Raw genomic sequence first — 22,905 nt, forward strand, 5'->3', positions numbered from 1 at the left:
TAACAGGTTTATCAAGGCTATTGTTGCAGGCGGGTTAAAGCTTTTGCAGGAACGGCCGTTACTTTTTTTTGGTCGTAATTATAGCAAACCATACCTGTTTTGGCAATAGCTACTGTTACCATTTTTCCATCGGTATTTTTTTCAAGCTTATAGCACAGGTCGAAACCAATACGGTTAAAATCATTAGCACCCACCCATACCGTAAGGGCATCTCCATAAAAGGCTTCTGCTTTGAACTCAATGGCGGCATCGGCCATAATCAGGCCGGCGCCTTCCATATTCATTTCGCTGTATCCATAATAATTAAGAAAATGCAGCCGCGCTTCGTGAATAATGCTTAACAGTGCGTCATTACCCAAATGTCCGCCGTAGTTGATGTCGGTAATTCTTACAGGGATATGCGTAGAAAATATAAAATGTTCAGGTAATAAAACTTTAATGCGGGCCATTACAACTTTTGCTGCAAAAATAGGTATTGAGCTAATTATATACGCTTATTATAATGAGCGGGAGCAGGCTATAAATTAGTATTATTACCGTTAGCAACTTCCTCGCTGGCCATATCCAGAATATCTAAGAAATTATCAGGAGAAGATGTGGTGCTGCTGCTGGCCATTTCTTTCTGCCATTTGGAGATCTGGTCATCACAGCTATGGTCTTCTCCTGCAATACAATCGGCCATATTGCTTACCTTTTTTGACATGCGGACCACATTTCCGTCCTGTGTCATTAAAATGATATACCTGTTCTGCAGCTCTGTATTCTTTTCCATCGAAACGCTGTAGGCATTACCCAGCCTGGTTTTAATTTCGGCCAGCACCTGGTGCCTTGAATTGGCAGACGCCTGCTTTGTTTTGGCAGTGGGTGGTGCTACGTTCTGAACGTTTAAAGGGCCTGGTTTGCCGGGCATAGTACCAGCTGTATAATTAGTACCCGCACCACCTCCATCATTCAATATAAAAAATGCCGTAACGCTTATAATAGCAATAAAACAGGCAGCGGCAGCATATTTCAGCCATCCGTGATGCATGGGCACTGTAAGCGGGTGATGTGCTTTCTTCCCACTCAGCTCTTCACGTATATTGTTCCATACGGCAGCCGGAGGGGTAATTTGTAAGTGAGACAATTTCCGCTCTACGATTTCTAAAGCTTTTTGATCGTCCAGCTCTTTAGCAATATGCTCCCAGGCTATAGCAGGAACATCGGCCTGTATATGATACAGCCTGTCAGAAAGAGATGTTTCCTCCAAAGCAGCCGCTATATGGTTCCAGGCATTGCCGGGCGGGGGTGCTTCTGAGGAACGGATCTTTTCGGAGAGATTTTTATATTCATCAATATCATCAAGCTCCCGTTCGATACGCGCCCATACATTTGCCGGGGGAGCAATCTCCAGCTTATGGATATAGGTTGAAAGGTTATTGTGTGTGTGTATTTCATCCAGTTCACGAGTAATGTTCAGCCATGCGCCAACCGGTGGCGTAACTTCAAGATCATATATTTTTTTAAGGCTGCTCATGATAAAACTTACTTCGGTCTGTCTTCAATATGTTTTTTTACTAAATCCTGTAAAAGGGCTTTTGCACGGGAGAGCTGCGATTTGCTGGTGCCTTCGCTTATACCCAGCATATCACCAATTTCTTTGTGCGAATACCCCTCCACCACATACATGTTAAATACGGTGCGGTAGCCTGGGGATAACCGGGTAATTAATTCCAGGATATCTTTTTCGGCCAGCTCATCCAATGCAGAAATGTACTTTCCTTCTATGGTATTTTCTTCTTTGTCGGTTACAGGTTGCAGGTATTTTTTTCGCCTGAAATATTCAATAGCGGTGTTTACAAAAATCCTTCTTACCCATCCCTCAAAAGAACCATCGCCCCTGAAGCTGTCCATTTTTTTAAAAACCTTAATAAATCCGTCCTGTAAAATATCCTGGGCTTCATCAGCATTGGAGGCATAACGTAAGCAAACTGCATACATTTTAGGAGAAAAGCGCCTGTACAGCTCTTCCTGCATCCTGCGGTCTCCTTCGATGCACCCTGTAATTAAGTCGCTTTCATCAAGCGTATGGTTGCGTGTAGGTTCCAAATTCTTTAAATTATTAAAAAGTTTTTCAAACGTACATGAAATTTTTCTTTCATGGAATATAAAAATGAACGAAAAATTTTTACAGGAGTTCCCTGCCTGCCGGTTCAGGCAGGCTCCTGGTCAAAATAAATAACCAATTTTCAGGAAGGGGATAGTCTGGGCGGAAAGCCATCCTGGTTACTGGTAACCCTCAATTTCCTCAACCAGCTTTGCCAGAGCCTTTGCCCTGTGGCTGTACTGTTTTTTTTCATCCATTGTCATTTCTGCAAAAGTCTTATCGGCGCCATCGGGTACGAACACGGGGTCGTATCCGAATCCGTTAGTGCCCCTGCGCTCGCGGCTGATGTTCCCGGTGCAGATCCCTTCAAACAAAAGCTCTTTACCGTTAATAATCAGTGAGATCACTGTTCTGAACCTTGCTTTCCGGTTGTTTGCACCATTGAGTTTATCTAGCAATTTGTCTGTAATGTCGTTATATTGCTCTTCTCCTTCAGCATATCTCGCGCTCTTTACACCCGGTTCACCGTTCAGCGCCTCTACTTCCAGCCCTGTGTCTTCGCTGAAACAATTGCTGCCCGTAAGCTTAAAAATAGTTTGTGATTTTTCCGATGCGTTGGCTTCCAGGGTATGGTGCGGCTCAGGAATATCTTTATTTATACCCGCTTCTTTTAAGCTGATAATTTCAAAATGATGATTTAAGGCGTTGCGGATCTCGTTTACCTTATGAATATTGTTGGTAGCAAAAATTAAAGTCATACATTAAATATCTTTTTTAAGCCGGTCCAGAGCAGCCCTTTGGCGGGCTTATCGTTTTGCAGGTCATGCAAAGCCGGCGCGTGAATCACTGTATAATGAGTAAAGGCCTGAACCTGGTATTGCGGCGTTTCAAACGGGAAACCCAATTGCTGAGGGCTGATGCCAAAAAGCAAAATGGTCTTTGCTTGAAAATAGCTTAAAATATCGGTGTACCCTATGTCTTTATAATTGCCGAGATTAATAAGCGCTACATCGTTCAGGCTGAGCTGGCAGGCTTTCAGAAGCTGCATAAGAAAGTCCAGCTGGGGATCGGGCAGGTGGGCAATATTTTCATACGTAACTGCAATCAATATGTTTTTTTGGTTATTTCCCAGTAATTTCCATTGGGTATCAGACTTCACCGGCTCTGTCTTCGGGGCCGGAACTTTTTGAGCCGGTCCTGTTCTTTCAGGATCGCCTGTTAAGCTGTCCGGGTAGAGTTGTGTCACCAGGAAAGGAGAGAGATTCATTTCATTCAGGCTCATATATGCTGCATTTTACGGTAGTGTTCGTATCTTCGCAAGAACAATAATAGTCAAAAATAGTATTTTATGGTAGAGGCGATGCAAATACCTGTGCAGCGGATAAAAGAAAGTAAATTAGAGCAGGTTGACTTTAATAATTTAGGTTTTGGAAAGTATTTTTCGGATCATATGCTGGAGGCAGACTGGGAAAATGGGGTGTGGAAAAATGTAAACATTCGTCCTTATCAGGAACTTGGTTTTTTACCGGCCCTTTCTGTGCTGCATTATTCTCAAACCATTTTTGAAGGCCAGAAAGCACATAAAGATGAGAATGGCAATATTCATATTTTCCGCCCGTATGAGAACTGGAAACGTATGAACCGCTCGGCGGCGCGTATGGCTATGCCCGAAATTCCGGAAGAAATATTTATAGAGGGCATGAAGCAGCTGATAGAGCTGGATAAGGAGTTTATTCCTTCGGGCTACGATGAGTCGCTGTATATCCGTCCCTTTTTATTTGCTACAGAAGAAACACTGGGTGTAAAAGAATCTTCTGCCTATAAATTCCTGATCCTTACAGGGCCGGTTGGTTCTTACTTTTCGGCTCCTGCCCGTATTTACGTGGAAGAAAAATTTACCCGTGCGGCTCCTGGCGGTACCGGGGCTGCCAAAACCGGCGGAAACTATGCGGCATCCCTGCTTTCTTCTGCCGAAGCTAAAAAACAGGGCTATGACCAGGTATTGTGGATGGATGCTTTAGAGCATAAATATGTACAGGAAGTAGGCGCCATGAATATTATGTTCATTATTGGGGATACCATTGTAACGCCTGACCTTACCGACGGCACTATTTTAAACGGTATTACCCGTATGAGCCTGATCGATTTATTTAAAGAAAAGGGGTACCAGGTAGAGGAGCGCCGGGTATCTATTGATGAGCTGGTAGCAGCATATGAAGCCGGGCAGTTAAAAGAGGTATTTGGCTGTGGAACAGCAGCTACTATTTCTCATGTAAAGGAGCTTAAATATAAAGATCTTGTGATGAAGTTTAATGTAGATAATATGAAAATTTCAGCCGATATGAAAAAGTACCTGCTGGATTATAAAGAAAACCTGCATGGCGACCCGCATGGGTGGCTGGAGAAGGTATAAAAAATTCTTACAATGAGGTAGTTAAATAAATATTTTCCCGAAAATTAATTTTTCGGGATTTTTTTTGAATGTTACAGAATCTTACCTTACCTTTGCCGTCCAAAATTTAAAGGATAAGGAATGCCTACAATTAACCAGTTAGTACGTAAAGGAAGACAAATAATTAAAGCAAAGAGCAAATCAAGGGCTTTAGATCAGTGCCCTCAGCGTCGCGGGGTTTGTACCCGTGTATATACTACTACACCTAAAAAACCAAACTCAGCGCTTCGTAAAGTAGCTAAGGTTCGTTTAACTAATAAAATTGAGGTAATTGCCTATATCCCCGGGGAAGGGCACAACCTGCAGGAGCACTCTATTGTGCTGATACGTGGGGGAAGGGTAAAGGATTTACCAGGTGTGCGTTATCATATTGTACGTGGTAGCCTTGATACTGCCGGTGTAAAAGACCGTAAGCAAAGCCGTTCTAAATACGGTACTAAGAAAGCAAAAAAATAATCTTAAACGTTTAGACGTTAGATATTAGACAACAGACTATTTAAAAAATTAAGATAAAATGCGTAAAGCACAAGCCAAGAAACTCCCTTTAGCGCCAGATCCTAAGTTCAATGATAAACTGGTTACCCGTTTTGTTAATAACCTGATGTGGGAAGGTAAAAAAAGTGGTGCATTCACTATTTTTTATGATGCATTAGATAAAGTAGCCAAACAAACCAATGAAGATGGTTATGAGATCTGGAAAAAAGCATTGGCGAATGTAACTCCTGCCGTTGAAGTGCGCAGCCGCCGTATAGGGGGTGCTACTTTCCAGATTCCTTCGGAAGTACGTCCCGACAGGAAAATTTCTTTAAGCATTAAATGGTTGATCCGCTACAGCCGTGACCGGAACGGACGCAGCATGGCAGATAAGCTGGCTAACGAAATTGTAGCGGCCAGCAAGGGTGAAGGCGCTGCATTTAAAAAGAAAGAAGATACGCATCGTATGGCGGAAGCCAACAAAGCGTTTGCTCACTTCAGAGTATAACCTTTAGTAATCATCCCTTTAGGGGAGAAAATAAAATAGCTTTAAAAAGCCTGTTCCGGAAGGAATGGGCTTTTTTTTATACAATGAGCTTACAGGCTTTAGCGAATTAAGGTGCTTTGCATTGACCATTGGGCCGTTCGAGAAGAAAAGCGAATCGAACGAAGATCAGCGATAAAAACCTGGTCACGTTAAAGCTGGCTTAGATAGAAGACATCAGCAAAAAATATACAAATACCTTTAAATAGGAATTAAACTTTGGCTGCCGGGTGCTGACTGGCAAAAATTTTGCTTCTATCTCCAAAACAGAAAGCTATGAAAATCAGCAATCATCATACAGTTACAGTTTTTGTATTTCTTATGTCAACATTATTTGTAGGATGTGAAAAAAAAGATGCGCTGCCTGCTGAAGAGAATAAATTATATACACTGGGTAGGTCGGAGCTGAACGTGGCATATGGCAGTCATGCTTTACAGGAAATGGATATTTATTTTCCCGAAGGCTATAACGCAGGAACACCTGTTGTATTTGTTATCCATGGCGGTGGATTTATAGCCGGTACTAAGGAAGACTTTACCGAAAGAGCAAAATTATTTATGACTAAAGGTTTTGTAACGGTTAATCTTAGCCACAGGCTCGTTGACGCTACCGGACTGGATCAGGCGCCTCCGCCTCGCATTCATTCGCCGGTAAAAGTAGCAGATGAAGTGGCAGACATCGCCGCTGCAGTTGAAAAATACAAATCACTGGCGGGTGGATATGGTTCAGGCACCACTAAAATGTACATGGCCGGTCATAGTGCCGGAGGTACTTTAGCAATGCTGTATGTACAGGGCGACAAAAATATGAACAAACAGGTAAGGGTATCGGGGAACCTGGCGGGATTAGCTAACCTCTCGCTTGCCGATGAACAATACAGCAGCTTACAGCAGCATGAGCACGGGCCTGCTGTAAGAGAACTATTATATCGAATGACCGGTGTGGAACCCACTAAGGAAACGGCGTTGTATTTAATGGCTATTTCTCCTAACTGGGTGTCATCGGCGAACCCTCCGGGTATGCCCAATATAACAGTAATGTCTAACACAAATGATACCGACCTGCGATTTGACCCTTATTTCAGCACCATCGGGGATGCACAGAAATATGATGCCCAGCTAAGATCAAAAGGTGTAAAAAGTGAATTTGTAATGATGGATACAGATCACGGATTTGGCCGGCATCCTGATGATTGGGAAAAGGCGATCGCTGCTACGGTATCATTTTTTAAACAGGTAAACTAAAACAGTTGTCAGCCTTCAGCTTATTTACCAGGTCGATATTTCTGTATGGCGGTCCTCGGCCTTGCCTTTGAGTATGCTCCAGGCATTATATTTTGTTTTTTAACGCAGAATCTAAAAGGTATCAGACAGAGCAGGAAACCGTTTTTACGATGCGGATAAAAAGATGTATTTACCGTCAATAAAAAGCCAGGTTGTAGATTTTCATACAACCTGGCTTAATAAAGACATGCTGCAAAAGGCTATTGCGTTACTTCAGCAATGGCTTTGCCTGTACAGCCATTAGGCATCTGGATATGAAGAAGGGCTGCTACTGTAGGTGCAATATCGGTCATGTATACTTCCCGGTTACTTTTGCCGGGTTTAATGCCCCAACCCATCCAAACCAGTGGAATATGCGTATCGTGTGGGTTCCAGGTGCCATGGGTAGTACCTGTACCGCCGGGGCTTCCTTCAAACCATGCCGGGTAAGGGATTACCTGTATGGTGCCCGAACGCTTATTATTATAACCATTAATGGTCATTTGCTTAATGGGTTCAGGTACCGGTTCGGCACCTATATTTTCTATATCAATAACAAACTGTATTTCAGGTATTTCTCTCAGAAATTTTAATGATGCTTTTTTAACAGACTCGTAATCCAGCTTTTTGTCTTTAATTAATTTTTTGTTGAAATGGATCTGATAATTCATGTTCGATAAAACTAATTTTTCTGCGCCAAACTCGTCTTTTAGAGCCTGGTTCAGGCTGCTGGTGATCTTTTTCAGTTCTAAAAACTCTGCAGGCATTTGATATTCTCTCATAAAGTTGACAGCATGAGCAGCGCCATGATCAGCTGTTAAGAAAACGAGGTAATTGCCTTTACCTATTTTTTGGTCAAGATACCGGTAAAATGCACCCAGCTCTTTATCGAGGCGCAGGTATACATCTTCTATTTCGATAGAGTTAGGGCCGTATTTATGTCCTACATAATCAGTAGAAGCGCAATTGATGGTAAGGAAGTCTGTTGTAGTGCCGCTGCCTAAATTATTACCATCTATGGCTGCTTTGGCAAAATTCAGGGTCAATGTATTTCCATAAGGAGAACTACGGATCACATCTTTATCTGTTTTATATAATTCTGCCAGGTTATGAGGGAAGGCCGTAGTTGTTTCTCCTTTAAATTTACCTTCCCATTTTACGTCGTCTGCAGTACTTTGTTTATAGGTATTAATCGGGTAAAGTGTGGCCCATGGTACAGCCGTGAGCTTGGCCGGTTCGTTCCTGGCATTAAAATCACTCGCCCATTTAGGCAATTCACTCATATACCAGCTGCTGGTAATGAAATTGCCCGTGGCATCGTCAAACCAGTAAGCACCGGTAGGGTGGTGGCCTGCCGGTAAAATAGAAGCCCTGTCTTTAAGAGAAACGCCAATTACTTTTGATTGAAAGTTGGTGGCTAATCGTAATTCATCGGTAACTGTAGTTGCCAGCAGGTTGCGCGGTGACATTTTCCCGGCTGCAGAGGTGCTGCCTACTCCCTGAACAGTGGAATCATCGGTACAGTAAACATTTTTTCCACTGGCCTGGTCGATCCAGTTATTGCCGGCAATACCATGAATGGCAGGAACCGATCCTGTAAATACTGTAGTGTGGCCTATGGCTGTATAAGAAGGTATGTAATTAATAAAAGTGTTTTCGCAGCTGAATCCTTCATGCAGCATACGCTTAAATCCGCCATTATTATCGTACCGGTCATAGTAGCGGTATAAATAATCCCAGCGCATCTGGTCTACAACAATACCTACTACAAGTTTTGGACGTTTAACAGGTTGAGCAAACCCTGGTAAAACAATCTGGAAGAACAGGAAAAAAAATAATAAACGTTTCATTACTAGTACTTTTTTCCCAAAAATAGGAATTGAGCAATAGAAACGCTAAATAAATTTATGATCTTAAGGTTAAGTATGATCAGATTTGACGCTAAGGCAGACCAAGTTCCAAACCCAGGTTTAATCCAGTTCGGGTATATTCTTTTACCATAACCCCATCTTTAAATATCTGCGCAGTTAATGTTGAGGCGGCACTGGTGCCGGTAGCAAATGCTAAAATATATGCGCTTTTGATGCGAAGCGTATAGGTTGGACTTTCAAAAGAGCTTACTGCTGCATCTTCATTTACATTCAGTATTTCAAAACCTCCGTCGTCGTTGGTGTGATATTTTATGGTTTTAATTTTTACATCCTCAGATCCTGTTAATTTATAACTGATCACATACGAATTCTCATCTATTTTCTCTTTAGAACAGGAGCCGCAGATGAAAAGAGCTGATAATATTACTGCCAGGAATCGAAAATTAATTTTCATAAAAGTTAATTTTGAATGGCAAAGATAAAAAAGATATTTGGCATTCAGTACAATGTTCTGTTATCTAACAATATATAACTGAAACGCACCGATTTTGGTAATGGTAAAAAAACAGCAATGACCAATACCGGTTGTGATGGTCTGCTGCTATTCCGATCAGGAGTTAAACCGTGAAAAGCAAGGATAGCCCGTTAACGAAAACAGGTTTTTCTTAAGGCGGATGATTGAATATTAGCTGTTTATGATAGCTTTGAATATTTACGACGCAATAGGTGTATACACTTATATATTATTGCATCACTTTGGGCTCCCAATACCGGAGTGAAGACTGAAAGGATTAAAAGTACAGGTAAACATACTCAACACTCAGCCGGCGAGCATATGAGCATAAAAATTAGATGCGTTTGCCCTGTATGCTACAGGCTTCCCCGTTTTAAGCGGATAAAAAGTATATCTTTGGATTAGCCCTTCAGAAATCTTTTATTTTCGATACAGTAATTTGAAAATTCTTTTTTAAAAATTAGATTATTCCAAATCTTCGTCCTACATTTGCACTCCCAATTCAAAAGGGTATCTAACAATGTCGCAAAGAATCAGAATAAAATTACAATCTTACGATCACAACCTGGTTGACAAGTCAGCTGAAAAGATCGTAAAAACAGTACGTAGCACCGGCGCTGTAGTAACAGGTCCTATTCCTCTGCCTACACACCGTAAAATATTCACTGTTCTTCGCTCTCCTCACGTAAATAAAAAGAGCCGTGAGCAATTTCAGTTAGCTACTCACAAAAGGTTGTTGGATATATATACTTCTTCTTCCCGTACGGTAGATGCATTGTCTAAATTAGACCTGCCCAGCGGTGTTGAAGTGGAAATCAAAGCATAAGCTTTCCGAATCTGCAGAGATTCGAACATTTAGTTCTTACAATACATTGTCATCTCTCAACTCCGTCAAGGAATAAAAGAGCTCTGATTAAAAATATTCTCAGCGATAAATAGTTGGGAGCCAACATAAAACAAGCCGTTCAGGGTTTGTTTACTATCAGTACTTCCCCAGAAAGGAAAAGGTTGATAGCAAACGGGGATCGATTAAGGTATTTCATGCCTCCAAGTCCCAATAATCCTGTAAGGCGTAAACTTTAAAAAGATGAAAGGTATTATTGGAAAAAAATTAGGGATGACCAGCATCTACGATCCTACGGGCAAACAAACTGCCTGCACGATCATTGAAGCAGGTCCTTGTGTTGTTACACAGGTTAAGACTAAAGAAACAGACGGATACAGTGCATTGCAGGTATCATTTGGAGACAAAAAAGAAAGCCGCACTAACCAGGCAGAAAAAAACCACTTCGCAAAAGCTAACACTACAGCAAAAAAGTTTTCAACAGAATTTCGTGATTTTTCGATAGAAAAGGCCCTTGGTGAAACCATTGGCGTTGACATTTTCTCTGAAGGAGAAAAAGTTAGCGTTGTTGGCACAACTAAGGGTAAGGGTTTTCAGGGCGTTGTTAAGCGTCATGGTTTCCACGGTGTGGGTGAGCAATCGCACGGGCAGCACGACCGTCAAAGAGCACCTGGTTCTTTGGGTAACTCATCTGATGCCAGCCGTGTAATGAAAGGTATGCGTATGGCAGGCCGTATGGGTGGCGACAAGGTTAAAATGAAAGGATTGAAAGTGGTAAAAATATTTCCTGAAAAGAACTATATACTGGTGAGCGGCTCTGTTCCCGGTCATATTGGTTCGATCGTTTTAGTTCAAAATTAATCATCATTAAACGTCATCCTGTCCCGATAGCTATCGGGAGTCGAAGGATAAAATTATAGAAAATGCAAGTTGAAGTTTTAAATATACAAGGTAAGGGTACCGGTCGTTCGGTTGAATTGCCCGATGATATCTTTGCAATTGAGCCAAACGATCACGTTATCTATCTTGCAGTTAAGCAATACTTAGCTGCGCAACGCCAGGGTACTAACAAAGTAAAGACCCGTGCCGAGGTAAAAGGATCCAGTAAAAAGCTGCACAAGCAAAAAGGAACCGGTGGTAGCCGTAAAGGTAATATCCGTAACCCTTTATACAAAGGGGGTGGTACTATCTTTGGCCCCAAGCCACGCGATTACAGCTTTAAGCTGAATAAGAAAGTGAAGGATCTTGCCAAGATCTCTGCTCTTTCCTACAAGGCAAAGGAAAATGCTATTGTTATTGTTGAAGATCTGAATTTTGAAGCTCCTAAAACAAAAACATTTACCGGTGTATTGAATGCCCTGAATGTAGGAGATAAAAAGCTGATGTTTGTTTCTGCAGAGCCTAATGATCATGTGGAATTGTCTTTGCGTAATATACCTACTGTATTGGGTGTAACATTAAGCGATCTGAATACTTATGATATTGTTAATTCAGAAGTATTGGTGCTTACAGAAAGTGCTGCAAAGATCTTCACAGAAGAGGAAATCGAAGAATTAGCCGTTTAGCCAATGAGCTAATATGCTAATTAAGAAGAAGCGGGTAAATCATTAGCAAATTATCACATTATCAAATTATAAAGAAGATGAATCCTTCTCAAGTTTTAATAAAACCGATTTTAACCGAAAAAGCCAATGCCCAGCAAGAAAAATTGCGCCGCTATGCTTTTAAGGTGGATAAAAGATCAAACAAGCTGGAGATTAAAAAAGCCATTGAAAGCTTTTACGGTGTTACTGTAACAAGTGTAAATACTGTTGTAGCTCCTGCCAAAAACAAAACCCGCTATACCAAAGCCGGTTTCATAAAAGGTCGTAAGCCTTCGTTCAAAAAAGCTTATGTAACAGTAGCTGAAGGTGAAGAGATTGATTTGTACGCAAATTTATAAGCTCATCGTAATGGCATATAGTTCATAGCACTTACACCATGAACTTTGACTATACCCGATAAGCGAAACAGAAAGGCAAACAACCGCCGCGAAGTGTTGAATAAAGTAAAAATGTTGTGGTAATGGTTGAAAAACCTGGAACCAGCAACCTGAAACAAGAAAAATGGCAGTAAAGAAATTTAAACCGATGACAGCCGGAACCCGTTGGAGAATCGGGAACGCTTACGCTGAAATCACAACTAACCAGCCTGAAAAGAGCTTGTTAGAAGCTAAAAAAAGTACTGGTGGACGTAACTCTTCTGGTCATCTTACTATGAGATACAGGGGGGGCGGACACAAAAAGAAATATCGTGTTGTAGATTTTAAAAGAGATAAACATAACATTGAAGCTACTGTAGCTTCTATTGAGTACGATCCGAACCGTACGGCTTTTATCGCTTTAGTTGAATATACTGATGGTGAGAAGCGTTATATCATTGCTCCCCAGGGTTTAACCGTGGGAACCAAGATCATCAGCGGTGATGCGGTGGCACCTGAAATTGGTAATGCGCTTAAATTAAAGAACACGCCTTTAGGTACCAACGTTCACAATATTGAGTTAAATCCTGGCCAGGGTGGTAAATTGTCCCGCAGTGCCGGTTCTTCTGCGCAGCTTACGAACAAGGAAGAAAAATACGCAATATTGAAAATGCCTTCAGGCGAGCTGAGAAAAGTATTAATTAATTGTTTTGCTACGGTAGGTGTTGTAAGTAACAGCGACCATAGCCTGCAAAGCATGGGTAAAGCCGGTAGAAACAGATGGAAAGGCATTAAGCCAAGAAATCGTGGTGTAGCTATGAACCCGGTAGATCACCCGATGGGTGGTGGTGAAGGCCGCGCTTCCGGTGGTCAGCCTCGCAGCCGCAATGGACAATACTCAAGAGGTTTGAAAACGAGGACGAAAGGAAAGGGTAGCGACAAGTTGATCATCCAACGTAAAAACGGAAAGAAGCTTTCGAAATAATTAAAAATTAATAATTAGTAATTAAGATATGGCTCGTTCAATTAAAAAAGGTCCTTATGTAGCTACGCACTTAGAAAAAAAAGTGCTGGCCATCAACGAAGGGAAAAATAAAAAATCGGTGATCAAAACCTGGAGCCGCCGCTCTACCATTACTCCCGATTTTGTAGGCCACACGTTTGCTGTACATAACGGTAACAAATTCATCCCGGTTTATGTAACAGAGTTCATGGTGGGCCACAAGTTAGGTGAGTTTGCACCTACCCGCCAGTTCAAAGGACATGCCGGTGGTAAGTAGTGAATAGTGAGTAAGATTGATATTTAAAAAAACAGAAGGTGAGGTGAGGGCTAAGGGTTACAAAACCTGAAACCTGAAACCCGGAACCTGAAACTTAAAAAAAATGGAAGCAGTAGCAAAACTTAGAAATTATCCGACATCGCCCCGTAAAATGAGGCTGCTTGCAGACCTGATACGTGGTCAAAGGGTGGATCTGGTATTGGCTGAATTAGAGCACAATCCCAAGCATCCTGCAGTACCTCTCCGTAAGCTGGTTTTAAGCGCTATCAGCAACTGGAAGCAGGCTAACGAAGGTGGCGACGAAACCGGATTGGTTGTAAAAACAATATATGTTGACGGTGGCAGAACGCTAAAGCGTATGCGCCCGGCCCCGCAAGGGCGTGGTTATCGCGTACGTAAGCGCAGCAACCACGTTACATTGGTGGTTGATGTAAAAGCGGAGGAAGATAAAAAAGCTGCAAAAAAAGCTAAAGCTGCTACTAAAAAGACAAAAGAAACTAAAAACGCATAACCAGTAAATATGGGTCAAAAAGCAAATCCAATTGGTAACAGGTTAGGTATCATCCGCGGATGGGAATCTAATTGGTACGGAAGCAAAAGAGATTTCGCTTCTAAGTTAATTGAAGATAACAAGATCAGGACTTACCTTAATGCCCGCATCAACAAGGGCGGTATCTCTAAAATTGTTATTGAAAGAACTTTAGGAAAGTTAATCATCACTATCCATACATCTAAACCAGGTATTATCATTGGTAAAGGTGGTGGAGAGGTAGACCGGATCAAGGAAGAGCTGAAGAAGCTTACAGGCAATGATGATGTACAGATCAATATCCTGGAGATCCGCCGCCCTGAAACGGATGCTATGATCGTAGGGGATACTATTGCCCGCCAGATCGAAAACCGTATCAATTTTAAGCGGGCTACCAAAATGGCGATAGCTTCTGCGCTCCGTATGGGTGCCGAAGGTATTAAAGTAAAATTAAGCGGCCGTTTAAATGGTGCTGAAATCGCCCGTAGCGAAGAGTTCAAGCAAGGCCGTGTTCCTTTGCATACTTTCCGTATGGATATTGATTATGCGAATGTATTTGCTCAAACAGTATACGGTAAAATCGGTATCAAAGTATGGATTTGTAAGGGAGAGGTGTTATCGAAAAGAGATCTGAACCCGAACTTTATTTCCGGTAATGATAAGAGTACCGGTGCCGGTGGAGAGCGCAGGGACCGTCGTGATGATAGGAGGGGTGACCGTCGCGGTGCAAGAGAAAGAAAAAATTAATAATTGAATGAGTAAATATGGAAATGTGAAAATAGTATTTCCTGTTTATAAAAGATAAAAAGAATTTTGATAGTGGGAGTTCATTTTCACATTCTCACATTTTCAAATTTTCAAATTAAATAGCAATGTTACAACCGAAGAGAACCAAGCACAGGAAAATGCAGAAGGGTCGCATGAAAGGCGATGCTAAAAGAGGTACTACAATATCTTTTGGTTCCTATGCTTTAAAAGCGTTAGACTCTCATTGGATTACCGACCGCCAGATAGAAGCTGCCCGCCAGGCGCTTACACGTAGCATGAAAAGGGAAGGTAATGTATGGATCCGTATTTTTCCAGACAAGCCCATTACTAACAAACCTGCAGAGGTACGTATGGGTAAAGGTAAAGGTAACCTTGAGTACTGGGCTGCGGTAGTACAGCCGGGCCGTATTATATTCGAAGTGGATGGTGTTAGTGAAGAAGTAGCGCGCAGGGCATTACAACTGGCTTCGGGCAAGCTGCCGATCAAGACCAGGTTTACCATGCGCAGGGATTTGATTACAAATTAATATGTTAAATGTGATAATGTGTAAGTGTGCAAATTAATAAATAACACACCGATTGATTTTTAGATAAAGAGATTTTCACATTTTCATACTCTCAAATTTTCAAATTAATATCATGTCAAAGAAGAAAGAATTTTTAGATAGCATTAAAGGATTAAGTGCAGAAGATCTTAAAGTGCAGCTGGAGCAATCTAAACAAAGGTTAAAAAAGCTGGAGTTTGCACACGCTATTACTCCGCTAGAGAACCCTATGTCTATCCGCAGCCTGCGCCAGGACATTGCCCGTATCCAAACTTTGATCAGCCAGAAATCTGCGGTTGAGCAAGCATAAATAACAAATAGTTTAAAATGTCTGAAAGAAATTTAAGAAAAACAAGAATAGGGGTAGTAACCAGCAATAAGATGGAGAAAACCATAACTGTTGCTGTAGAAAGAAAAGTAAAGCACCCTATCTACGGTAAGTTTTTGAAAAAAACAACTAAGTTTCATGCTCATGATGATAAAAATGAGTGCAGCATTGGAGATACCGTAAAAATTATGGAAACCCGTCCGCTTAGTAAATTGAAGCGCTGGAGGCTGGTTGAAGTAGTAGAAAAAGTTAAATAGGTTTTAGTATTTAGATATTAGTATTTAGACTTTTATCATTAAATACAAAAATTGTTAAGCTTAGTAAAATATTGTAAAGGGGATGATTTTGGACGAAAGAGCTTTTAATCTAACATCTGAAATCTAACATCTAAAATCTAAGAAATGATACAGCAAGAAAGCAGGTTAAATGTAGCAGATAACAGTGGCGCGAAGGAGGTACTTTGTATTCGTGTTCTGGGTAACAGCGGCCAGCGTTATGCAAAAATCGGCGATAAAATAGTAGTTACCGTTAAAGACGCAATGCCTGCAGGAGGTATTAAAAAAGGTACGGTTGCCAAAGCGGTAATTGTACGTACTACCAATAAACTGCGCCGTAAAGATGGTTCTTATATCAGGTTCGATGACAATGCGGTGGTAATTTTAAATGCTGCTGATGAGCCAAGAGGCACACGTATCTTTGGCCCCGTAGCCAGGGAACTGCGTGATAAAGGGTACATGAAAATTGTATCGTTAGCACCGGAAGTACTTTAATACAGGCTAAGGCTAAAAGCCGGAAGCTGAAAGCAATAAACGTTAAATAGCACCAAGCTTTAAGCATTGAGCTTTAAGCATTGAGCATTAAGCATAATAAAATGAGCAACAGATTTAAACCCAAGTACAACATTAAAAAAGGCGACCAGGTGGTTGTGATAACTGGTGCAGATAAGGACAAAACCAAACCACGCCTTGTAAAAGAAGTATTGGTAGAAGAAGGAAAAGTGTTGGTAGAAGGTGTTAACATTAAAACACGTCATACCAAACCTTCTGCGCAAAATACCAAAGGAGGTATTATAAAAAGCGAAGCTCCCATTAACATCAGTAATGTAATGTTATGGGATGCCAAAGCAAAAGCACCTTCTAAAGTAAAGCGCGAACGCGACAATGGTAAAACTGTACGCGTATTTAAAAAATCGGGTGAAAAAATTTAATCCCTTTGTCTGCCGACAGGCAGGTTTTTAAAGATTAAAACAACAAAAGATCATGAGCACAAATACATATATTCCAAGGTTGGCAGCAAAATATAAAAGCGAAGTAGTGCCTGCTTTGGTTAAGAAGTTTGCTTACAAAAGTGTAATGCAGGCACCCAGGCTTGAAAAAATTTGCGTGAACCGTGGTGTAAACGGTGCCGTTACCGATAAAAAGCTGGTGGATGTGGCGGTAGACGAGCTCTCAACCATCACTGGCCAGAAAGCGGTTGTAACACAGTCTAAAAAAGATATCTCTAACTTTAAGCTGCGTAAGCATATGCCGATTGGTGCAAGGGTTACTTTGCGTGGTGAAAAGATGTACGAGTTTTTAGACCGGCTGATCTCTGTTGCCCTGCCACGCGTACGTGATTTTAAAGGTATTAATGAAAAATCTTTTGATGGCCGTGGTAACTATACTATGGGAGTAACCGAGCAAATCATTTTTCCTGAAATTGATATCGACAAAGTGAACAAGATCACTGGTATGGATATTACTTTCGTTACCAGTGCCGGTACGGATGAAGAGGCTTATGAACTGTTGAAAGAGTTAGGTATGCCTTTCAAAAACATTAAAAGAAACGCTGAGTAATTAACAAAACTGAATAATATAAAATGGCAAAAACTTCAATAAAAGCCCGTCAGCTAAAAAGAGAAAAATTAGTTGAGCAGTATGCGGCTAAAAGAGAAGAATTAAAAAAAGCCGGTGATTATGCCGCTTTAGATAAGCTCCCTAAAAACTCATCTAAAGTTCGTCTTAAGAACCGTTGCCAGCTGACAGGTCGTCCTAAAGGGTATGTACGTTACTTTGGAATTTCCAGGGTTGCTTTAAGAGACATGGCTTTGAACGGTAAAATTCCCGGACTTAAAAAAGCAAGCTGGTAGTTCAAATGCGAGATGCAGGATACCTAATAAACTTAAGATCAGGCATCGGGCATCAAATGTCAATATTCAATTAACATCCTGATAACTTCGGGACAATATTAAATAAGATTATGGTAACAGATCCTATAGCAGATTTTTTAACAAGAATACGTAACGCCCAGATGGCGGGTCACCGTGTGGTTGATATTCCTGCATCTAACCTTAAAAAACGCATGACAGAGATCCTGTACAAACAAGGTTATATTCTTAAGTATAAATTTGAGGAAGATAACAAGCAAGGGGTTATTAAAATAGCGTTAAAGTATGATTCGGACACAAAACAGCCTGCTATTCAGAGCCTGGAAAGGGTAAGCCGCCCGGGTTTACGCCAGTATGCAAAACCTGCTGAGATCCGCAGGGTGAAAAATGGTTTGGGCGTAGCTATACTGTCTACTTCTAAAGGCGTAATGACTGATAAAGAAGCAAGGGCTCAGAATGTAGGAGGAGAAGTTCTTTGCTACATCTACTAAGCAGTATAATAAGTTGCCAATACATTAAGCCGGGCCTATGTAGGCTGATCGGTTGGCAAAGAATATACAATTTATAAACTTACCCTGCAAAACGGGGTTTTAAAATCGACAATTACAATGTCTCGTATAGGTAAAAAAATCATTACAGTTCCGGACGGGGTAACCGTACAGGTGAGCAGCGATAACGTAGTTACCGTGAAAGGAAAAAAGGGTGAATTAAAACAGGCTGTTAACCCCGATATTAAAGTAGAAGTAAAAGATGGCCAGGTAACTTTAAGCCGTTCTACAGACCAGATCGAACACCGTGCCCAGCATGGTTTGTACCGCGCCTTACTGGCTAACCTGGTACAGGGTGTTACCGATGGCTTTGAAAAGAAAATGGAACTTGTGGGTGTGGGTTATAAAGCCACCAACCAGGGTAACATTTTAGATCTTTCTTTAGGGTACTCTCATAATATTATCGTAGAGGTTCCCAAAGAACTGACTGTTGCCACAGAGCAGTTGAAAGGTCAAAACCCAATCATCACCATCGCGGGAAGCGATAAACAACTGGTAGGTGCGGTATGTGCCAAAATCCGCAGCCTGCGCAAGCCAGAGCCTTATAAAGGAAAAGGTGTTCGGTTTGTAGGTGAAATTGTAAGGAAGAAAGCAGGTAAATCAGCAGGTAAATAATTTCTGATCTTTAATTTCTAATTTGAAATTAAAGAGGTAAAATAAATATTAAGGAGACTCGGGATATTTTGGGGATAGCAATCTCAAATCTCAAATCTCAAATCTCAAATTAAAAAAATGGCAAACGCAAAATCATTAAGAAGAACCAAGATCCGCCACACTATCCGTAAAAAAATAAGCGGCACTGCAGAAAAGCCAAGATTAGCAGTATTCCGCAGCAATACTGATATTTATGCGCAGCTGATCGATGACAGCAAGGGTTTAACCATTGCTGCTGCTTCTTCAAAAGATAAAGATATTATGGCTCAAACCGGGAACAAGACCGATAAAAGCAAGCTGGTAGGCGCAGCTATTGCCCGGAAAGCCGGTGAGCTGAGCGTGAAAGAAGTGATTTTTGACCGCGGTGGTTATTTATACCACGGCCGTGTAAAAGCAGTGGCAGAAGGTGCAAGGGAAGGCGGTCTTCAATTTTAATAAATACTATAATTCTAAATAGAAATAATGTCAACAGTTACGTACAACAAAGTAAAAGCAAACGATCTTGAGTTAAAAGACAAGGTGGTAGCTATTAACCGGGTGGTAAAAACCACTAAAGGTGGCCGTGCTTTTAGTTTTTCAGCTTTAGTAGTAGTAGGTGATGGTAATGGTGTTGTAGGCCATGGTTTGGGTAAGGCCAAGGAAGTGCAGGAAGCTATTACAAAAGGCATTGAAGATGCCAAAAAGAACCTCATCAAAGTACCTATTTTAAAAGGCACTATTCCTCATGATCAATGGTGCAAGGAAGGCGCTGCCAAAGTAATGATTCTGCCTGCAACACCAGGTACCGGAGTTATTGCAGGGGGCTCTATGCGTGCAGTACTGGAAGCTGCCGGTATACAAAATGTGTTAGCAAAATCTTTAGGTTCTGCTAATCCCCATAACGTGGTTAAAGCTACGGTTAAAGCTTTGGCAATGTTGCGTGAGCCGGTAACCATTTCTAAAACACGTAACCTGGGTTTAAAGAAAGTATTTCAAGGTTAATACCGTTTGAAGTTAGACGTTTAAAGTTCAATATTTTGTAATAAGCTTTAAACTTTCAACTTTGAACCTCAAACATATTCGAAATGAAGAAAGTAAAAATAACATTGGTAAAAAGTCCGATTGATCGCCCTGAAAGGCAAAAATTAACCTTAAAGGCTTTAGGACTTAACAAAACCAACAGCAGTAAAGAAGTAGAAGCTACACCGCAGGTGCTGGGTATGATCCGTAAGGTAGAGCACATGCTGAAAGTAGAAGAAATCTAATTTTTTCGATACAGAATGTAGAATTTAATGTGTAAGTGTGTTACATTTGCAGCCTTAAATTCTACATTTATTTTTTATAAAGCGAGCCTCCGCTTTGAGGCGTAAGTAATAAAAAGCATATAATGAAATTGCATGAATTAAAACCTGCAAAAGGTTCTACACACAAGGAAAAAAGAATTGGCCGTGGTGAAGGAAGCGGTTATGGTGGCACATCTACAAAAGGTAATAAAGGTGGCCAAAGCCGTGCAGGTTATAAAAGCAAAATGGCACATGAGGGCGGACAGATGCCTATTCAGCGCCGTGTTCCTAAAAGAGGGTTTAAAAATCCAGGTAAAATAACCTATAAAGTATTTAACGTAGGCCAGTTCGATCACTATGCTGAAGTATATGGTTTAACTGAATTTACTTTTGAATCTTTATATTCAATAGGTGCAGCTGCCAAAACCGACAAGATCAAGATATTGGGTACTGGTGAACTGAAGGGCCAATTCAGCTTTAAGGTTCATGCAATAAGCGAGAAAGCTAAATCGCTGATTGAAGCTGCCGGTGGATCTGTAGAAGTTGTAAAGTAATTCTGAAAAATTTAAATGGGCTACCGGAGTGCTGCATCATTTAAATTCGACGATTGTTTAATCAAGAAGAAATCAGGTGAAAAAATTTATACAAACATTAAAGAATATCTGGAGCATTGAAGAGTTGAGAAGTAAAATTCTTTACACTTTATTGCTTGTTGCTGTTTACAGGATTGGGGCGCATATCACTTTACCGGGGATCAATCCGATTATTTTAGAGCAACTGAGCAAATCTCATTCTCAAAATGGTATCCTCGATCTCATTAATACCTTTGCCGGTGGTGCCTTTAATATGGCTTCCATTTTTGCCCTGGGTATTATGCCTTATATCACTGCCTCTATCTTTGTGCAGCTGATGACCGTATTAGTTCCTTCTTTCCAGAAAATGCAGAAAGAAGGTGAGAGCGGCCGTAAAAAGATCAATCAGATCACCCGTTATATAACCGTAATGGTTACCGTTGTACAGGCATTTGCTTATGTGGCTTACCTGCAGCAAACATCTGGCCCGGCAATTATAGCCGGTTATGGCGTTACTTATTTTACACTGACCACGGTGGTGGTATTAACTGCCGGTACTTTATTTGTAATGTGGCTGGGTGAAAAAATTACAGATAAAGGCCTCGGTAATGGTACCTCCCTGATCATTATGATAGGGATCCTTGCCCGTTTGCCACAGGCTTTTGCACAGGAACTGGCATTCCGCTCGGAGCGTACCGGTAATATACTCATTTTCATTATTGAGATCGCTTTATATATTGCTATCAATATGGGATGTATATTGCTGATACAGGCAGTAAGGAAAGTGCCGGTTAATTATGCCAAACAAATTGTAGGCAACCGGCAGTTTGGTGGCGCCCGCCAGTTTTTACCCTTAAAAGTAAACAGCGCAGGTGTAATGCCTATCATTTTTGCCCAGGCAATACTTTTTATTCCCACCTTATTTACGATGGGTAAAAGTGGCAGCGAATTAGGTAAGATGTTTACCGATCATACCAACGGCTGGTACATGCTTATTTACTCTGCAGTAGTAATTGGCTTTACCTTCTTATATACAGCCTTAATATTCAACCCCAAGCAGATTTCTGATAATCTTAAGCAGAATAACGGTTTTATACCCGGTGTAAAGCCAGGGCAGCCGACAACTGATTATATTGGTACTATTATGGACAGGATCACATTCCCCGGTGCAGTTATGCTGGCTTTAGTGGGCATCCTTCCCGGAATTATCCAATTGCTGTTTGGCATGACACAGGGCTTTGCGATGTTCTTCGGCGGTACATCGTTGCTGATCATGGTGGGCGTAATTCTTGATACACTTCAGCAAATCGAAACACAGCTGATGATGCGCCAGTATGACGGATTAATGAAAAGTGGCCGCATACAGGGGCGGCAAACTGCATCTGCAGTTCAGATTTAGCAATGATCTCATTTAATATCTCTTTAACCCGGTTAAAATACCGGGTTTTTTTATGAAATTTGCAGGTTATGATTATTATTAAAACAGATGAACAGGTAGAGCTGATGCGCAGGAGCGCTTTGCTGGTAAGTGAAACATTAAGCGAGGTTGCCAAAATTCTTACGCCAGGTATTACTACCTTATCCCTTGATGAGTTTATTGGTAAATATATACGAGATCGCAACGGAGTCCCTTCTTTTCTGAACTATCATGGTTATCCGTATAATTCATGTATTTCGGTGAACGATGTGGTGGTGCATGGATTTCCCAATAAAAACGAACTGAAGGATGGTGATGTCGTTTCTATTGATGTAGGAGTTATATTAAACAAATGGCATGGAGACCATGCCTATACATTCGTGATCGGGGAGGTGCCCAGAGAAGTACAGCAGCTTGTAAAGATCACTAAAGAATCATTATATAAAGGTATTGAAAAAGCCGTTGCAGGTAATCGTATGGGCGATATCGCTTTTGCCATCCAGGAGCATACAGAAAAGAAGAATGGCTACGGTGTGGTAAGAGAACTGGTTGGGCATGGTTTAGGGCAGAGTATGCACGAAGATCCGCAGGTGCCGAATTACGGCAAGCGTGGAAGCGGTGTAAAGCTTAAAGAGGGTATGGTACTGGCTATTGAGCCTATGATTAACATGGGAAGAAAAGAGGTATATACTGAAAAAGACGGCTGGACGGTGAAGACAAAGGATGGCACACCTTCTGTACATTTTGAACATGACGTGTGTGTGAGAAAAGACAGGGCTGATATACTTTCCAACTATGCACCTATTGAAGAGGCGGAGCGGGCAAACAGTAATTTGTTTGTCTGTTGA

General features: G+C 41.2%; 34 protein-coding genes. 27 read left to right on the plus strand and 7 right to left on the minus strand.

Features of this window, described 5'->3' with window-relative positions:
• Positions 1-17 precede the first annotated feature (17 nt).
• From ACYVBM_RS20990 to ACYVBM_RS21010, 5 genes are all read right to left on the minus strand, one after another.
• Positions 18-449 (minus strand): acyl-CoA thioesterase, encoded by a 432-nt coding sequence (locus tag ACYVBM_RS20990; RefSeq protein ID WP_460687665.1) that lies wholly within the window; start codon positions 447-449, stop codon positions 18-20.
• A 68-nt stretch (positions 450-517) separates the two neighbouring features.
• On the minus strand, positions 518-1,516 hold the full coding sequence (locus tag ACYVBM_RS20995) for a hypothetical protein (RefSeq protein WP_460687666.1): 999 nt from the start codon (positions 1,514-1,516) through the stop codon (positions 518-520).
• An 8-nt stretch (positions 1,517-1,524) separates the two neighbouring features.
• The gene (locus ACYVBM_RS21000; protein WP_460687667.1) at positions 1,525-2,088 is read right to left on the minus strand and encodes an RNA polymerase sigma factor; all 564 of its coding nucleotides are present in this window, start codon (positions 2,086-2,088) and stop codon (positions 1,525-1,527) included.
• A 177-nt stretch (positions 2,089-2,265) separates the two neighbouring features.
• Entirely contained in the window at positions 2,266-2,844 is a 579-nt protein-coding gene (rdgB, locus tag ACYVBM_RS21005; RefSeq protein WP_460687668.1) for an RdgB/HAM1 family non-canonical purine NTP pyrophosphatase, read from the minus strand.
• Complete coding sequence (locus ACYVBM_RS21010) at positions 2,841-3,368, minus strand: hypothetical protein (protein WP_460687669.1); 528 nt, start codon at positions 3,366-3,368, stop codon at positions 2,841-2,843. The genes rdgB and ACYVBM_RS21010 overlap by 4 nt, the downstream gene beginning before the upstream one ends.
• 66 nt (positions 3,369-3,434) lie before the next feature.
• On the opposite strand from ACYVBM_RS21010, the gene ACYVBM_RS21015 reads away from it, so the two are divergent.
• The 4 genes from ACYVBM_RS21015 (at position 3,435) to ACYVBM_RS21030 (ending at position 6,801) form a co-directional block, all read left to right on the plus strand.
• On the plus strand, positions 3,435-4,499 hold the full coding sequence (locus ACYVBM_RS21015; RefSeq protein ID WP_460687670.1) for a branched-chain amino acid aminotransferase: 1,065 nt from the start codon (positions 3,435-3,437) through the stop codon (positions 4,497-4,499).
• 120 nt (positions 4,500-4,619) lie between these two features.
• Complete coding sequence (gene rpsL, locus ACYVBM_RS21020) at positions 4,620-4,994, plus strand: 30S ribosomal protein S12 (RefSeq protein ID WP_114790683.1); 375 nt, start codon at positions 4,620-4,622, stop codon at positions 4,992-4,994.
• A 58-nt stretch (positions 4,995-5,052) separates the two neighbouring features.
• Positions 5,053-5,520: a 30S ribosomal protein S7 gene (rpsG, locus tag ACYVBM_RS21025; RefSeq protein WP_114790684.1), complete on the plus strand. Its 468-nt coding sequence runs from the start codon at positions 5,053-5,055 to the stop codon at positions 5,518-5,520.
• A gap of 312 nt (positions 5,521-5,832) precedes the next feature.
• Positions 5,833-6,801 (plus strand): alpha/beta hydrolase, encoded by a 969-nt coding sequence (locus ACYVBM_RS21030; RefSeq protein WP_460687671.1) that lies wholly within the window; start codon positions 5,833-5,835, stop codon positions 6,799-6,801.
• 239 nt (positions 6,802-7,040) lie between these two features.
• Here ACYVBM_RS21030 and pafA read toward each other — a convergent pair whose 3' ends face one another.
• Positions 7,041-8,669 (minus strand): alkaline phosphatase PafA, encoded by a 1,629-nt coding sequence (gene pafA / locus ACYVBM_RS21035; RefSeq protein ID WP_460687672.1) that lies wholly within the window; start codon positions 8,667-8,669, stop codon positions 7,041-7,043.
• A gap of 91 nt (positions 8,670-8,760) precedes the next feature.
• A complete protein-coding gene (locus ACYVBM_RS21040; RefSeq protein WP_460687673.1) occupies positions 8,761-9,144 on the minus strand; it encodes a hypothetical protein in 384 nt (127 codons plus the stop codon).
• 580 nt (positions 9,145-9,724) lie between these two features.
• Between ACYVBM_RS21040 and rpsJ the strand changes: the two genes are divergently transcribed.
• The 23 genes from rpsJ to map all read left to right on the plus strand — a co-directional run bounded on the left by rpsJ (position 9,725) and on the right by map (position 22,905).
• Positions 9,725-10,030, plus strand: coding sequence for a 30S ribosomal protein S10 (gene rpsJ, locus ACYVBM_RS21045; protein ID WP_008584585.1), 306 nt, complete (start codon positions 9,725-9,727; stop codon positions 10,028-10,030).
• A gap of 261 nt (positions 10,031-10,291) precedes the next feature.
• Positions 10,292-10,909: a 50S ribosomal protein L3 gene (rplC, locus tag ACYVBM_RS21050; protein WP_460687674.1), complete on the plus strand. Its 618-nt coding sequence runs from the start codon at positions 10,292-10,294 to the stop codon at positions 10,907-10,909.
• A gap of 62 nt (positions 10,910-10,971) precedes the next feature.
• Complete coding sequence (gene rplD, locus ACYVBM_RS21055) at positions 10,972-11,613, plus strand: 50S ribosomal protein L4 (protein ID WP_460687675.1); 642 nt, start codon at positions 10,972-10,974, stop codon at positions 11,611-11,613.
• 77 nt (positions 11,614-11,690) lie between these two features.
• A complete protein-coding gene (gene rplW / locus ACYVBM_RS21060) occupies positions 11,691-11,990 on the plus strand; it encodes a 50S ribosomal protein L23 (RefSeq protein ID WP_460687676.1) in 300 nt (99 codons plus the stop codon).
• 163 nt (positions 11,991-12,153) lie between these two features.
• Positions 12,154-12,993, plus strand: coding sequence for a 50S ribosomal protein L2 (gene rplB / locus ACYVBM_RS21065; protein ID WP_460687677.1), 840 nt, complete (start codon positions 12,154-12,156; stop codon positions 12,991-12,993).
• A gap of 28 nt (positions 12,994-13,021) precedes the next feature.
• A complete protein-coding gene (rpsS, locus tag ACYVBM_RS21070; RefSeq protein ID WP_346238781.1) occupies positions 13,022-13,288 on the plus strand; it encodes a 30S ribosomal protein S19 in 267 nt (88 codons plus the stop codon).
• Positions 13,289-13,391: 103 nt separating this feature from the next.
• Positions 13,392-13,799, plus strand: coding sequence for a 50S ribosomal protein L22 (rplV, locus tag ACYVBM_RS21075; protein WP_460687678.1), 408 nt, complete (start codon positions 13,392-13,394; stop codon positions 13,797-13,799).
• Positions 13,800-13,808: 9 nt separating this feature from the next.
• Positions 13,809-14,564, plus strand: a complete 756-nt coding sequence (rpsC, locus tag ACYVBM_RS21080) for a 30S ribosomal protein S3 (protein WP_460687679.1) — start codon at positions 13,809-13,811, stop codon at positions 14,562-14,564.
• 125 nt (positions 14,565-14,689) lie between these two features.
• Positions 14,690-15,112: a 50S ribosomal protein L16 gene (rplP, locus tag ACYVBM_RS21085; protein WP_460687680.1), complete on the plus strand. Its 423-nt coding sequence runs from the start codon at positions 14,690-14,692 to the stop codon at positions 15,110-15,112.
• Positions 15,113-15,224: 112 nt separating this feature from the next.
• Positions 15,225-15,440 carry a 50S ribosomal protein L29 gene (rpmC, locus tag ACYVBM_RS21090; RefSeq protein WP_460687681.1) on the plus strand — a complete coding sequence of 72 codons (216 nt, stop codon included), beginning with the start codon at positions 15,225-15,227 and terminating at the stop codon, positions 15,438-15,440.
• Positions 15,441-15,457: 17 nt separating this feature from the next.
• Positions 15,458-15,715: a 30S ribosomal protein S17 gene (gene rpsQ, locus ACYVBM_RS21095; protein WP_460687682.1), complete on the plus strand. Its 258-nt coding sequence runs from the start codon at positions 15,458-15,460 to the stop codon at positions 15,713-15,715.
• A gap of 144 nt (positions 15,716-15,859) precedes the next feature.
• Positions 15,860-16,228, plus strand: coding sequence for a 50S ribosomal protein L14 (rplN, locus tag ACYVBM_RS21100; RefSeq protein WP_330973951.1), 369 nt, complete (start codon positions 15,860-15,862; stop codon positions 16,226-16,228).
• A gap of 101 nt (positions 16,229-16,329) precedes the next feature.
• On the plus strand, positions 16,330-16,665 hold the full coding sequence (rplX, locus tag ACYVBM_RS21105) for a 50S ribosomal protein L24 (RefSeq protein ID WP_460687683.1): 336 nt from the start codon (positions 16,330-16,332) through the stop codon (positions 16,663-16,665).
• A 52-nt stretch (positions 16,666-16,717) separates the two neighbouring features.
• A complete protein-coding gene (gene rplE, locus ACYVBM_RS21110; protein WP_460687684.1) occupies positions 16,718-17,293 on the plus strand; it encodes a 50S ribosomal protein L5 in 576 nt (191 codons plus the stop codon).
• A gap of 23 nt (positions 17,294-17,316) precedes the next feature.
• A complete protein-coding gene (rpsN, locus tag ACYVBM_RS21115) occupies positions 17,317-17,586 on the plus strand; it encodes a 30S ribosomal protein S14 (protein WP_346238789.1) in 270 nt (89 codons plus the stop codon).
• Between the two features lie 110 nt (positions 17,587-17,696).
• Positions 17,697-18,095, plus strand: a complete 399-nt coding sequence (rpsH, locus tag ACYVBM_RS21120) for a 30S ribosomal protein S8 (RefSeq protein WP_460687685.1) — start codon at positions 17,697-17,699, stop codon at positions 18,093-18,095.
• A 117-nt stretch (positions 18,096-18,212) separates the two neighbouring features.
• Positions 18,213-18,767: a 50S ribosomal protein L6 gene (rplF, locus tag ACYVBM_RS21125; RefSeq protein ID WP_460687686.1), complete on the plus strand. Its 555-nt coding sequence runs from the start codon at positions 18,213-18,215 to the stop codon at positions 18,765-18,767.
• A 117-nt stretch (positions 18,768-18,884) separates the two neighbouring features.
• Complete coding sequence (gene rplR / locus ACYVBM_RS21130) at positions 18,885-19,241, plus strand: 50S ribosomal protein L18 (protein WP_460687687.1); 357 nt, start codon at positions 18,885-18,887, stop codon at positions 19,239-19,241.
• Positions 19,242-19,268: 27 nt separating this feature from the next.
• Entirely contained in the window at positions 19,269-19,787 is a 519-nt protein-coding gene (rpsE, locus tag ACYVBM_RS21135; protein ID WP_460687688.1) for a 30S ribosomal protein S5, read from the plus strand.
• Positions 19,788-19,870: 83 nt separating this feature from the next.
• Positions 19,871-20,050, plus strand: coding sequence for a 50S ribosomal protein L30 (rpmD, locus tag ACYVBM_RS21140; RefSeq protein ID WP_460687689.1), 180 nt, complete (start codon positions 19,871-19,873; stop codon positions 20,048-20,050).
• 122 nt (positions 20,051-20,172) lie between these two features.
• A complete protein-coding gene (rplO, locus tag ACYVBM_RS21145; RefSeq protein WP_460687690.1) occupies positions 20,173-20,622 on the plus strand; it encodes a 50S ribosomal protein L15 in 450 nt (149 codons plus the stop codon).
• 76 nt (positions 20,623-20,698) lie between these two features.
• Entirely contained in the window at positions 20,699-22,039 is a 1,341-nt protein-coding gene (gene secY, locus ACYVBM_RS21150; RefSeq protein ID WP_460687691.1) for a preprotein translocase subunit SecY, read from the plus strand.
• A 68-nt stretch (positions 22,040-22,107) separates the two neighbouring features.
• Positions 22,108-22,905, plus strand: a complete 798-nt coding sequence (map, locus tag ACYVBM_RS21155; protein ID WP_460687692.1) for a type I methionyl aminopeptidase — start codon at positions 22,108-22,110, stop codon at positions 22,903-22,905.

The organism is Niabella aquatica (assembly GCF_054779315.1).

Excerpts from the sequence above, each read along its gene's own strand:
- ACYVBM_RS20990 (WP_460687665.1), bottom strand. The coding sequence starts at position 449 with ATGGCCCGCATTAAAGTTTTATTACCTGAACATTTTATATTTTCTACG.
- ACYVBM_RS20995 (WP_460687666.1), bottom strand. The coding sequence starts at position 1,516 with ATGAGCAGCCTTAAAAAAATATATGATCTTGAAGTTACGCCACCGGTT.
- rdgB (WP_460687668.1), bottom strand. The coding sequence starts at position 2,844 with ATGACTTTAATTTTTGCTACCAACAATATTCATAAGGTAAACGAGATC.
- ACYVBM_RS21010 (WP_460687669.1), bottom strand. The coding sequence starts at position 3,368 with ATGAGCCTGAATGAAATGAATCTCTCTCCTTTCCTGGTGACACAACTC.
- ACYVBM_RS21015 (WP_460687670.1), top strand. The coding sequence starts at position 3,435 with ATGGTAGAGGCGATGCAAATACCTGTGCAGCGGATAAAAGAAAGTAAA.
- rpsL (WP_114790683.1), top strand. The coding sequence starts at position 4,620 with ATGCCTACAATTAACCAGTTAGTACGTAAAGGAAGACAAATAATTAAA.
- rpsG (WP_114790684.1), top strand. The coding sequence starts at position 5,053 with ATGCGTAAAGCACAAGCCAAGAAACTCCCTTTAGCGCCAGATCCTAAG.
- ACYVBM_RS21030 (WP_460687671.1), top strand. The coding sequence starts at position 5,833 with ATGAAAATCAGCAATCATCATACAGTTACAGTTTTTGTATTTCTTATG.
- pafA (WP_460687672.1), bottom strand. The coding sequence starts at position 8,669 with ATGAAACGTTTATTATTTTTTTTCCTGTTCTTCCAGATTGTTTTACCA.
- ACYVBM_RS21040 (WP_460687673.1), bottom strand. The coding sequence starts at position 9,144 with ATGAAAATTAATTTTCGATTCCTGGCAGTAATATTATCAGCTCTTTTC.
- rpsJ (WP_008584585.1), top strand. The coding sequence starts at position 9,725 with ATGTCGCAAAGAATCAGAATAAAATTACAATCTTACGATCACAACCTG.
- rplC (WP_460687674.1), top strand. The coding sequence starts at position 10,292 with ATGAAAGGTATTATTGGAAAAAAATTAGGGATGACCAGCATCTACGAT.
- rplD (WP_460687675.1), top strand. The coding sequence starts at position 10,972 with ATGCAAGTTGAAGTTTTAAATATACAAGGTAAGGGTACCGGTCGTTCG.
- rplW (WP_460687676.1), top strand. The coding sequence starts at position 11,691 with ATGAATCCTTCTCAAGTTTTAATAAAACCGATTTTAACCGAAAAAGCC.
- rplB (WP_460687677.1), top strand. The coding sequence starts at position 12,154 with ATGGCAGTAAAGAAATTTAAACCGATGACAGCCGGAACCCGTTGGAGA.
- rpsS (WP_346238781.1), top strand. The coding sequence starts at position 13,022 with ATGGCTCGTTCAATTAAAAAAGGTCCTTATGTAGCTACGCACTTAGAA.
- rplV (WP_460687678.1), top strand. The coding sequence starts at position 13,392 with ATGGAAGCAGTAGCAAAACTTAGAAATTATCCGACATCGCCCCGTAAA.
- rpsC (WP_460687679.1), top strand. The coding sequence starts at position 13,809 with ATGGGTCAAAAAGCAAATCCAATTGGTAACAGGTTAGGTATCATCCGC.
- rplP (WP_460687680.1), top strand. The coding sequence starts at position 14,690 with ATGTTACAACCGAAGAGAACCAAGCACAGGAAAATGCAGAAGGGTCGC.
- rpmC (WP_460687681.1), top strand. The coding sequence starts at position 15,225 with ATGTCAAAGAAGAAAGAATTTTTAGATAGCATTAAAGGATTAAGTGCA.
- rpsQ (WP_460687682.1), top strand. The coding sequence starts at position 15,458 with ATGTCTGAAAGAAATTTAAGAAAAACAAGAATAGGGGTAGTAACCAGC.
- rplN (WP_330973951.1), top strand. The coding sequence starts at position 15,860 with ATGATACAGCAAGAAAGCAGGTTAAATGTAGCAGATAACAGTGGCGCG.
- rplX (WP_460687683.1), top strand. The coding sequence starts at position 16,330 with ATGAGCAACAGATTTAAACCCAAGTACAACATTAAAAAAGGCGACCAG.
- rplE (WP_460687684.1), top strand. The coding sequence starts at position 16,718 with ATGAGCACAAATACATATATTCCAAGGTTGGCAGCAAAATATAAAAGC.
- rpsN (WP_346238789.1), top strand. The coding sequence starts at position 17,317 with ATGGCAAAAACTTCAATAAAAGCCCGTCAGCTAAAAAGAGAAAAATTA.
- rpsH (WP_460687685.1), top strand. The coding sequence starts at position 17,697 with ATGGTAACAGATCCTATAGCAGATTTTTTAACAAGAATACGTAACGCC.
- rplF (WP_460687686.1), top strand. The coding sequence starts at position 18,213 with ATGTCTCGTATAGGTAAAAAAATCATTACAGTTCCGGACGGGGTAACC.
- rplR (WP_460687687.1), top strand. The coding sequence starts at position 18,885 with ATGGCAAACGCAAAATCATTAAGAAGAACCAAGATCCGCCACACTATC.
- rpsE (WP_460687688.1), top strand. The coding sequence starts at position 19,269 with ATGTCAACAGTTACGTACAACAAAGTAAAAGCAAACGATCTTGAGTTA.
- rpmD (WP_460687689.1), top strand. The coding sequence starts at position 19,871 with ATGAAGAAAGTAAAAATAACATTGGTAAAAAGTCCGATTGATCGCCCT.
- rplO (WP_460687690.1), top strand. The coding sequence starts at position 20,173 with ATGAAATTGCATGAATTAAAACCTGCAAAAGGTTCTACACACAAGGAA.
- map (WP_460687692.1), top strand. The coding sequence starts at position 22,108 with ATGATTATTATTAAAACAGATGAACAGGTAGAGCTGATGCGCAGGAGC.